Below are 12,045 nucleotides of genomic sequence, written 5' to 3'. Positions count from 1 at the left end.
GGTGGCTCTAATGGAACCGCAACAGTAGCTGCAGGAGGTGGCACTCCTGGTTATACTTATTTATGGAATGATCCGGCTCCCGCTCAGACAACAGCAACATGTACAGGATTAACCGCAGGTACATGGACAGTGACTGTAACAGATAATAATTTATGTACGACAACGGTAAATGTTGTTATAACACAACCTATTGTTCTTACTGCAACAACAACCGGAACCCCAGCTTCGTGTAATGGCGGCGCAAACGGAAGTGCAACTGTGACTCCAGCAGGTGGAACATCTCCTTATTCATATGGTTGGGTAAATTTACAAACTACACAAACAGCTATAGGATTAGCTGCCGGTAATTATAGTGTTACAGTTACAGATGCTCTTTTATGCACAGTTGTAACAAGCTATACGGTTGTACAACCTGTTGCAATGACATTAACTCCATCAAATGTAAATGCAACTTGCGGAATGGCTAATGGTTCAGCTTCAATTGCAGTTGTTGGTGGAACATCACCTTATACATATTTATGGTCGAATGCTGGCACTACAAATTCAATTATAAATGTTGTAGCTGGTGCATATACTGTAACCGTTACTGATAATAATGGATGTACTTCAACAAATACTATAAATGTAAATAATTCAGGTGCTCCTTCAGCAAATATAACAGCTAGTACAAATGTAAGTTGTAATGGTGGTTCAAATGGAAGTGCCACAGTAACTGCTGCTGGCGGAACAGCTCCATATACTTATTTATGGAATGATCCAGCTCCAGCTCAGACAACGGCAACGGCTACTGCTCTAACAGTAGGCACATGGTCTGTAACTGTAACTGATTTTATTGGTTGTCAGGCAACTGCCTCGGTAACAATAACTCAACCTTCAGTCTTGTCAGCTTCAATTACTTCTCAAACAAATGTAAGTTGTAATGGTGGAGCTAATGGAACAGCTACAGTTGCTGCAAGTGGTGGAACTCCAGGTTATACTTATTTATGGAATGACCCAGCACCTGCACAAACTACTGCAACAAGTACTGCATTAACAGTTGGTTCATGGGTTGTTACAGTAACAGATATTAATTTATGTACAACAACTGCAACTGTAAATATTACACAACCTTCAGCATTAGTTGCAACTATTAGTGGTCAGACAAACGTAAATTGTAATGGAGGTACTAATGGAACAGCAACAGTTGTTGGTTCTGGTGGAACTCCTGGATATACATATAATTGGTCAAACAGCCAATCAACAGCAGTTGCATCAGGTTTAGGAGCAGCAACTTATCAAGTAACTGTAACCGACTTAAATTTATGTACAGCTACTAACTCAGTTACAATTATCCAACCAACTGCATTAACAGCAAATATAAGTGCCCAGACAAACGTAAGTTGTAATGGTGGTGCAAATGGAACTGCAACTGTTACAGCAGGAGGTGGTACTCCAGGATATACCTATTTATGGAATGATCCAGCGCCAGCACAGACAACTGCTATTGCAAATTCACTAACTGTTGGAATATGGTCAGTAACTGTAACTGATGTTAATTTATGTACAGCTGTAACAACAGTTAATATTACTCAACCTACTATAGTAACGGCTAATATTACAGCTCAAACTAATGTGAGTTGTAATGGAGGATCTAATGGTACTGCAACGGTAACAGCAGGTGGAGGAACTCCAGGTTATACATATTTATGGGATGATCCTGCTCCAGCACAAACAACTGCATCAAGTACTGCATTAACAGTCGGTACCTGGATTGTAACGGTTACGGATTTAAATCTTTGTACTACAACTGCTTCTGTAACAATCACGCAGCCTACAGCACTTTCTACTTCAATAAGTGCTCAAACAAATGTAAGTTGTAATGGTGGATCAAATGGTACTGCCACTGTTTCTGGTACCGGAGGCACATTGCCATATACTTATTTATGGAATGATCCAGCTCCTGCCCAGACAAGTTCAACTGCTACTGGCTTAACATCAGGCTCCTGGACTGTTACTGTTTCTGATGCAAATTTATGTACTTCAGTTTCAAGTGTAACAATTATTCAACCAGCAGCTTTAACAGCGTCTGTAGTTGGAACAAATGTTTTATGTAACTCAGGAGCAACCGGAACTGCTGATTTAACGGTAGGTGGTGGTACTCCTTCTTATACATACAACTGGTCCAATTTAGCATTATCGGAAGATCTTACCGGTCTTTCTGCAAATACATATAATGTTACTGTGACTGATAATTTAGGATGTACAATAACTTCTTCGGTTGTAATCACACAACCTTCAGCTGTTACAGTGTCTATTACATCAAATATTGGTACAACAGGCTTTGGTTTATGTGATGGTTCAGCAACTGCTGCCGGTGCAAATGGTACTCCAGGATATACTTATTTATGGACAAGTGGTTCCTCAACTGCAACAACATCAGGTTTATGTGCAGGAACTTATACGGTAACGGTCACAGATTTAAATGGATGTACTGCAACAACTACAGTAACAATTGTAGAACCTAATGCTTTAACTGTAACAATTGTCTCAACAACTAATGTGTTATGTAACGGAGTCTGTAGTGGAAGTGCTACCTTAAGTGTTTCTGGCGGAGTTGCTCCTTATACTTATTTGTGGCCAAATGCTCAAACAACAATAACAGCAACTGGTCTTTGTGCAGGTAGTTATATTGTTACTGTTACAGATTTTAATGGTATAACCGGAACTGCAACAGCAGTTATAACAGAACCTTCCGTAGTAACTTCATCTATAGGTTCTCAGGTAAATGTAAGCTGTAATGGTGGTTCAAATGGAACAGCTACTGTAGCTGTAGGTGGTGGTACAGCTCCATATACCTATTTATGGAATGATCCAGCTCCTGCTCAGACAAGTTCAACTGCTACTGGCTTAACATCAGGCTCCTGGACTGTTACTGTTTCTGATGCAAATTTATGTACTTCAGTTTCAAGTGTAACAATTATTCAACCAGCTTTATTAACAGCCAATATTGCTGGAACTAATATTTTATGTAATGGACAATTAACTGGTGCGGCCGATTTAACTGTTTTAGGAGGTACATCACCTTTTACATATATTTGGACTACAACAGCTACATCAGAAGATTTATCTGGTATTGCTGCTGGAACATACTCTGTTACTGTAAATGATGCGATGCTATGTACTGCTGTAGCAAATATTAATATTATTCAACCTACAACAGTAACTGCAACGACATCTAATGTAGATGCACATTGCGGACAACCTGATGGTTCTGCAACAGTAACTCCTGCAGGTGGAACTCCAGGTTATACTTACAATTGGTCTAACTCTCAAACTTCTGTAACTGCAACGGGGTTATTAGCTGCTACATATACAGTTACGGTTACTGATGCAAATAGTTGTTCAATTATAAGTTCTGTGACTGTTAGTAATTTAGCAGGTGGTGTTGCTACAATTTCAGCAAGTACTCCCACCAGTTGCTTTGGAGGATCAAATGGTACTGCTACTGTTACAATGCCAGGTGCAGTAACTTATTTGTGGGATAATGCTATTACAACATCATCAGTAAATAACTTAAATGCCGGAAGTCATTCAGTAACAGTGACTGATAATAATGGATGTGTTTCTGTGGCAAGTGTTACAATTTTACAGCCATCTGTTGTTACTTCTTCTGTTATTGGAACAGCAGCACTTTGCAATGGGTCATCTAATGGTGGAGCTGATTTATCTGTTTCAGGCGGCACTCCTACATATACTTATTTGTGGTCCAATTCTGCAATAACCGAGGATCTGACAAATGTTACAGCAGGAACATATACTGTTACTGCAACTGATGCAAATGGTTGTACTGTAGCAAATAGTGTTACAATTACTCAACCAACACTCGTTACGGCAAATATTTCAGTTAGTACAAATGTTAGTTGCTCAGGAGGAACTAATGGTACAGCGTCAGTATTAGCTGGTGGTGGTACTCCTTCTTATACATATTTATGGAATGGAGGTTCTGCAGCAACTTCTGCAAATAATACAGGATTTGGTGCCGGTAATTATACTGTAACTGTAACAGATAGTCAGAATTGCAGTGTTACTGCTTTTGTAACAATTACTCAACCAACACCAATTAGTCTTGTTACTTCTTCTGTTAGCGAAAACTGTGGACAAAATAATGGTTCTGCTACAGTTGTAGCTTCAGGTGGTACAGTAACTGGAGGATATACATATAATTGGAGTGGAGGAATAACTCCAACAGTAGCAACTACGACTGGCTTATCGGCAGGAAATTATACTGTTACTGTTACTGATAATAATGCTTGTACAACAACAGGTACTGTTGCTGTTCTAAATATTGCTCCAGGAACAGCAAGTATATCATCATTTACAAACGTGACATGTAATGGATTATGTAATGGAACAGCAACTGTTTCTGTAGGTGGTGGAGTAGCCCCATTTATTTATTTATGGTCAAATGGTCAAACATCTGCAACTGCAACTGGCCTTTGTGCAGGTACATATTCTGTTACAGCTACAGATGCTAATGGGTGTATTTTAAATACTACCGTTGCAATTACTCAACCTGCATTATTAGCAAATACATTTACAATAACAAGTCCAACCTGTTTTGGATATTGTGATGGTATACTAAGTACAAGTGTAACGGGAGGAACAATTCCATACTCATATCAATGGAATGATCCTACTTTACAAACAACACAAAATGCAAGTTTGCTATGTGCCGGATCGTATTCTGTAACAATCAGAGATGCAAATAATTGTACCTTAGTTGCGACAGATTTAATAGGACAGCCTCCACAAATAATAACATCTGCAGTACCAGTGGAAGCTCATTGTGGTCAACCTGATGGTGGTTTAACATTAACATTAACAAATGGAGCTGCTCCATTTACATATTTATGGTCAAATTCTGCAAATACTCAAAATTTAACAGGGGTGGTTGCTGGAAGTTATTCTGTTACTGTAACAGACTTTAAAGGCTGTACTGGAACGGGTACTTTCTCTATAAATAATCTTTTAGGACCTGCAGCAACAATTTCATCTTCAACAAATGTAAGTTGTTTCGGGCAATGTGATGGAGTAGCTGTTGTTAATGGTACTGGTGGAACATCACCTTATACATATTTATGGGATAATGCACAGAGTAGTCAAACAGGAACTTCATTATGTAATGGAGTACATTCTGTTACAGTTACTGATGCTCACAACTGTCAGGCTTCTGCAAATGTTACAATAACACAGCCATTAGCTTTAATTTTAAATACAACTTTTGTAGCACCAATGTGTAATAACTCATGTAATGGAACAGCAACAACTTTAGTTGCTGGAGGTACTATTCCTTATTCATATAACTGGACAAATAACGATCATTTTGCAACAGCAGATTCATTATGTGCAGGAAGTTATACAATTATTGTTACTGATGCTAATTTGTGTACTACATCTAATACTATTAATGTAACTCAGCCTGCATTTGTTGCAGTAACAATGACATCAACCCCTGTACTCTGTAATGGAGCATGCAATGGAACAGCAACTGCATCTCCTGCTGGAGGTATTCCACCATATACATATTTATGGAATGACTTGTCGGCACAAACTACTCAGACAGCTACAGGTTTATGTGCAGGAAGTTATATTGTTTCAGTTTTTGATTCAAACGGATGTTTACAGACTTCAGCTGTAACAATAACTCAACCGACAATCCTTACTTCATCAATCACAAACCCAACCAATATTAGTTGCTTTGGTGGGAATAATGGATCAGCACAAGTTGTTGTTAATGGTGGAACTCCCGGATATACATTCATATGGAGTAACAGTCAGGTAACTCCATCAATCAGTAATTTGATTGCAGGTGTATATAATGTTACTGTTACAGATTTAAATGGTTGTACAACTACTACACAAGTTACATTAACTGAGCCTCCGATATTGTCAGTTTCTTTATCAGCAGTAAATGAGAGTTGCTTTAATTCATGTAATGGTGTAGTTAATTCCTCAATAACTGGTGGAACCGGACCTTATACATATTCATGGACAAACGCACAGAGTACTCCAAATATTAACAACTTATGTACTGGAGTTTATTCTGTAACTATTGTTGATTCACATAGTTGTTCAATTATGTCCACTGCTTCAGTTTCAGGACCACTTTCATTACAAGTTGTTGTAACAAGTGTTACAGATGCTGACTGTGGCCAACCAAATGGTTCAGCTACAGTATCTGCCAGTGGTGGATCTAGTTCAACTTATAGTTATAACTGGACTCCAAATGTTAGTAACAGTAGTTCAATAAACAATGTTATTGCAGGAGCTTATACCGTTACTATAACAGATATTAATGGCTGTACAGCAACTACAACTGTTAATGTTAATAATAACTTGGCTCCCGTAATTACTAATATAGCTGTAACTAATGTTAGTTGTTTTGGTGGTAATAATGGAACTGCAACCGTTACTTATACTAATACTACACCAATAAGCAATATACAATGGTCTGATCCGATGGCTCAATCTGCAAGTACAGCAATTGGATTATCAGCAGGTAATTATTATGTTGTTATTACCGATGTAAATGGGTGTACTGTTTCTGGAAATGCGTCTATTGTTCAGCCTCCACAAATGTTTGCAATAATTAATTCTTCTTCACCTACATTATGTTATGGAAGTTGTGATGGAAGTGCAGTAGCTCTTGCTGCAGGTGGTACTTCGCCTTATTCATATTCTTGGTCTGATCCTTTGGGACAGAATACTCAAAGTGCTTCCGGATTGTGTGCAGGTTATGTTTCTGTTTTAGTAAGTGATGCAAATGCTTGTACTGCAATGGCAAATACAACAATAAATCAACCAACACAAGTACAGGCAACAGGAATAACAACTGCTGTAAACTGTAATGGTGGTAGTGATGGAAGTATTACAGCATCTCAATCAGGTGGTACACCAGGATATAGCTATAACTGGATGCCTTATGGAGGTACAACAGCAACTGCGGCAAATTTACCTGCAGGAACAGTGTTTACTGTATATGTTACCGATGTAAATGGATGTACTGCACAAGCAGGCTTTATTCTTTCTGAGCCTTCACCAATTGTTATACAATCTACAACTTCACCTGCTACCTGTAATCAGGATAATGGTACTGCAATTGCAAATGTTAATGGTGGTACACCGGGTTACACATATAATTGGAGTCCGTCAGGAAGTATTTTGTCTAGTGCTAATAATTTAGCTCCAGGAAATCATTTATTAACTATAATAGATGCACATAACTGTATTTCTACAGCTACAGTTCCTGTATTTGAAATTGCTCCTCCTGTACTTAACAACATTCTTGTAACAAATGCATCTTGTTTTGGAGCATTTGATGGTAGTGCGCAGGTGCAGATTAAATTTGGTACTGCTCCTTACTCTTTTGTTTGGTCACCTTTTGGTGGTCCTGATTCAATTTCAACAAATCTTTCAGCAGGTGTATATAATGTTTCGGTGTACGATGCTGATGGTTGTCCTGTAATTACTCCTCCAATTGTAATAAATCAACCAACACCGGTAGTTGTATTTGCAAATGGATCAGATTCAATCTGTATAGGACAATCTATAACTATTTCTGCTAGTGCAAATGGTGGTACGCCAGGTTATACATATCAGTGGAATGGTGGTGGAGTTTCGCAGTCATATACAGTTAATCCTTTAGTTACAACAAATTATACTGTAACTGCTACCGATTCGCATGGATGTACATCAGCCGTTCCAGGTAATGTAATGGTATATGTAAATCCTCCTTTAAATGTAACCTTATCAGCAAATAATGTTGATATTTGTCAGGGACAGACATCTACTATAAATGCAGCAACTAATGGTGGTAATGGTGGACCATATATTTATAACTGGAACGTTGGTAGTGGTAATCCAAATGTGGTATCACCATTAACAACTACAACATATATTGTTACAGTTCAAGATCTTTGTAACTCTCCTTCTGATCAGGACACAATTACAATTAATGTTCATCCACTTCCAACAATTGCAGCTCCTCCTTTATCTGCAACAGGGTGTGAGCCAGTTGTTGTAACATTTAACAATGTAGTCAATTCTTTAGATTCTGTTTCTTACTTGTGGAATTTTGGTGATCCAAGTTCAGTATCAGGTAATACCTCAACTGAGGCTATTCCTACTCATGTTTATGAAACTGTTGGAAATTATATAGTAGGGTTAACTCTTACAACACAGTATGGTTGTCAGTTAGTTACAAGCTATCCCGATTTAGTGATTGTCACTCCAAGTCCAATTGCAAATTTCTATATGTATCCAACTGAAGTAGGATTATTTGATGCCAATATTCATTTCTATGATCAATCGTCTTATGCAACAACATGGAATTGGAATTTTGGTGATGGTGGTAGTGCTTCAGTGCCAAACCCGCAACATGAGTTTGCTAGAGCCGATACATTCAATATTATACTTATTGTTAGAGGTGCTAACGGTTGTATGGATACTGCAAGTCTTCCTTTGATAATACGTGACGAGCATACTTTTTATGCCCCAACAGCATTTACTCCAAGTGCAGGATTAAATAATAATTTCTTCTATCCAAAGGGAATGGGATTTGATCCTGATAATTATTATTTATGTATAATTGACAGATGGGGACAAATTATTTTCGAAACTACAGTTTATCCAGAAGGAACGGAAAGTATTACAGAGATTGACGGTGGTTGGAATGGAAGATATAAGAATAAAGGCGAGATTGTACCTGTGGGAACATATACCTGGATAGTTAAAATGAAAGACGTTAATGGTTTGTATCATGAATACGTAGGACCTGTAACGGTAGTCAGATAATTACTAATCTTAAATAAAAAAGCTGAGAAATTTTTCTCAGCTTTTTTATTGGTTGTTTTTTTTATACTTTTGCAAACCTTAAAATCGGCCCGTAGCTCAGTTGGTAGAGCATCTGACTCTTAATCAGAGGGTCGTGGGTTCGAACCCCACCGGACCGACAAAAAAAGCTACCCTTAAAGAGTAGCTTTTTTATTGATGTTTGTTTTAATAAAGTGATTATTTGTGCAAAAAGATTAACGATGCAGCAATAAAAGCAGCAAACCCAATAACTGAGCCTTTAATAGAGTTTTTAATCTTTTTATCTTTTGCAGAAGCTCTATATCCTGATTCATAGAAAGAAGAATATATATTTTCATTATTAGAAGTTACATTTATTGAAGATGTATATTTTAGCCCATAATTTAAATTGGTTGGGTTTTCAGGTATAGAAATATTGTCGGTACACGGAAAGGTTGTGTTTACATGCGGGGTCCTTATTCCAGTAATAAATACGTATGATGAAGGAATTATTGAGCCCCAAAATCCAAAAGCACCTCCTGTTATTCCGGCAGCAAAACCACCTAATGTTGCTAAAGGTGCATGATAATTCTTCCTTCCGGATTGTAACCCTTTTATAAAATATCCCATTTCAATTTGGTTAAGACCCGAACCATTAATGGAGTCAATTTTATATAGAATGTTTTCTTTGTTATTTTTATTATACGAAAATAACTCATCATTATATAAAAGCTTTGACTTGTTTATATGGAATCCTTCAGTTCTTATTCTTATATAATTATTTGTAATTTCAGTTATTTGTCCATAAAATGTTTTACCAGTTAATAGTAAAATAGTGTCTTGTGAATGCACGATGCTAATACAAAACACAAGAATTATTGTAATTGAAAGTTTTGTTTTCATGACTTTATCAGTTGTTTATACAAAGTTCAACTATTGATAAACTGAAAAAAAGAGGTAAAAGACTTGAATTGTCTAAGTATAAACACGGTAATCTGATTTAACCGATAAGTAAACAATCTGAAAAATTAATAATTAATAAATATTTTTGGAATTAAAAAAAGTATAATTTTGATGTAATAAAGAATGAATTAATTAAGTAAAGGAATCATCTATTTTATAATATTAACAAACTTTAAATATGGCAGATTTTATTTATGAGAAACCTTTTCAAATTGAGAAGGACGTAACTAATTACAAGTTGCTTACAAAAGATTATGTGCAGATTATTGAAGCCGATGGAAGAAAGATTTTAAAAATTGATCCAAAAGGTCTGGAGTTTCTTGCAAAAGAAGCGATATCTGATGTGTCTTTTTATTTAAGAACGGCTCATCTTGAGAAATGTGCTAAAATTCTTGAAGATCCTGAAGCAACTGATAACGACCGTTTTGTTGCATATGTAATGCTTAAGAATACAGTTATTTCTGCAAAAGGAGATTTACCTTGGTGTCAGGATACCGGAACTGCAATAGTAATAGGGAAAAAAGGAGAAAAAGTTTGGACTGGTGTTAATGATGCAGAATACCTTTCAAGAGGAATTTTTGATACATATAAGGATAAAAATCTGAGATATTCTCAGGTTGTTCCTTATACAATGTTTGATGAGAAAAACTCGGGTTCAAATTTACCAGCACAGATTGATATATATTCTACTCCTTATGATTCATATGAATTTCTTTTCATTACTAAAGGTGGTGGGTCTGCAAATAAAACTTTTCTATATCAACAAACCAAGTCGCTTCTTAATGAAGAATCGCTAACAAAGTTTGTTACTGAAAAAATTAAAGATCTTGGTACTTCGGCTTGTCCACCATATCACCTTGCAATTGTTATTGGCGGAACTTCTGCAGAAGCTACATTAAAAGCTGTGAAAGAAGCATCTGCCGGATATTACGATTATCTTCCAACAACAGGAAATGCAAGTGGACGTGCTTTTCGCGATATCGAATGGGAAAAAAAGATTGAAAGAATATGTCACGAATATGGCGTAGGTGCACAATTTGGAGGAAAATATTTTGTTCATGATGTAAGAGTAATCAGACTTCCTCGCCATGCAGCTTCATGTCCGGTTGCAATGGGAGTAAGCTGTAGTGCTGATAGAAATATAAAAGCAAAAATTACTTCTGATGGAATTTTCTTAGAAGAACTGGAAAAGAATCCTGCACGTTTTTTACCTGCCCAAGCACCTGAAATTTCAACTCCGGTTGAGATAAATATTGACAGACCCATAAAAGAAGTTCTTGCTGACCTTGCAAAATATCCGGTTAAAACACGTTTGAGTATTACGGGTACTTTAATTGTTGCTCGAGATATTGCACATGCACAAATTAAAAAGTTGATCGATGAAGGTAAACCAATGCCTGAATATTTCAAAAATCATCCTATTTATTATGCAGGACCAGCTAAAACTCCGGAAGGAATGCCATCAGGAAGTTTTGGACCGACAACTGCAGGGCGAATGGATTCTTATGTAGACCTATTTCAAAGTCTTGGTGGTTCTTTAATAATGGTTGCAAAAGGAAATAGAACCGCAGCAGTGAAAGATGCTTGTAAGAAATACGGAGGATTTTATTTAGGTTCAATTGGAGGACCGGCAGCTGTTCTTGCAGCCGAAAATATTAAATCTGTAGAAATGGTAGATTTTGAAGACCTTGGAATGGAGGCGATTAGAAAAATAAGGGTTGAAAATATGCCAGCCTTTATTATTACTGATGATAAGGGCAATGATTTTTTTGATCAATATAATAACAGGAAGTAGCTGTTAATTAATTTAATAAAAAAGTTGCAGAAATTATTTTGCAACTTTTTTAATATTTTTACTACTATGTATTGCATAATACTAAAATAAATATATATCTTTGCATCGAAAAGTACTATAATATGAATATAGAAAACACAAAAGCCCAAATGCGTAAAGGAGTACTGGAGTATTGCATACTTTCAGTTCTAGCGCAAGGAGATGCATATGCATCCGATATTATTGCTAAATTAAAGGAAGTTCATCTGATAGTGGTTGAAGGAACTTTGTATCCTTTGCTAACCAGATTAAAAAACGACGGGCTTTTAGCATACAGATGGGAGGAATCGCTACAGGGTCCACCACGAAAATATTACAAGTTAACCGAAGACGGAGATAAGTTTTTAAATGAACTTCATCTTGTTTGGCAAGAACTTGTTGCAAATGTTGATTACATGAATAATAAACTTAAAAAATAA

At 36.7% G+C, this 12,045-nt stretch carries 4 protein-coding genes and 1 tRNA gene; 4 read left to right on the top strand and 1 reads right to left on the bottom strand.

The features are described 5' to 3' along the window. Both HY951_14195 and HY951_14190 read left to right on the top strand, forming a co-directional pair. A partial coding sequence (locus HY951_14195) for a PKD domain-containing protein (protein ID MBI5541212.1) occupies positions 1–8,832 on the top strand: 8,832 nt, incomplete at its 5' end. Positions 8,833–8,916: 84 nt separating this feature from the next. Beyond that, a tRNA-Lys gene (locus HY951_14190) sits at positions 8,917–8,991 on the top strand. A gap of 57 nt (positions 8,992–9,048) precedes the next feature. Here the strand turns inward: HY951_14190 and HY951_14185 are convergent. After that, complete coding sequence (locus tag HY951_14185; GenBank protein MBI5541211.1) at positions 9,049–9,732, bottom strand: hypothetical protein; 684 nt, start codon at positions 9,730–9,732, stop codon at positions 9,049–9,051. Positions 9,733–9,970: 238 nt separating this feature from the next. Here HY951_14185 and HY951_14180 point away from each other — a divergent pair, with 238 nt between their 5' ends. Further along, the gene (locus HY951_14180) at positions 9,971–11,587 is read left to right on the top strand and encodes a fumarate hydratase (GenBank protein ID MBI5541210.1); all 1,617 of its coding nucleotides are present in this window, start codon (positions 9,971–9,973) and stop codon (positions 11,585–11,587) included. A gap of 122 nt (positions 11,588–11,709) precedes the next feature. Next, complete coding sequence (locus tag HY951_14175; GenBank protein ID MBI5541209.1) at positions 11,710–12,045, top strand: PadR family transcriptional regulator; 336 nt, start codon at positions 11,710–11,712, stop codon at positions 12,043–12,045.

The organism is Bacteroidia bacterium (assembly GCA_016218155.1).
In the GTDB taxonomy this organism is placed as follows: Bacteria; Bacteroidota; Bacteroidia; order Bacteroidales; family GWA2-32-17; genus GWA2-32-17.
Note: the sequence above shows the minus strand (reverse complement) of the source record. Positions and strands in the feature narration are given on the sequence as shown.

What these genes read in the sequence shown, in the direction of transcription:
- HY951_14175 (MBI5541209.1), top strand. Translation starts at nt 11,710, where the DNA reads ATGAATATAGAAAACACAAAAGCCCAAATGCGTAAAGGAGTACTGGAG.
- HY951_14180 (MBI5541210.1), top strand. Translation starts at nt 9,971, where the DNA reads ATGGCAGATTTTATTTATGAGAAACCTTTTCAAATTGAGAAGGACGTA.
- HY951_14185 (MBI5541211.1), bottom strand. Translation starts at nt 9,732, where the DNA reads ATGAAAACAAAACTTTCAATTACAATAATTCTTGTGTTTTGTATTAGC.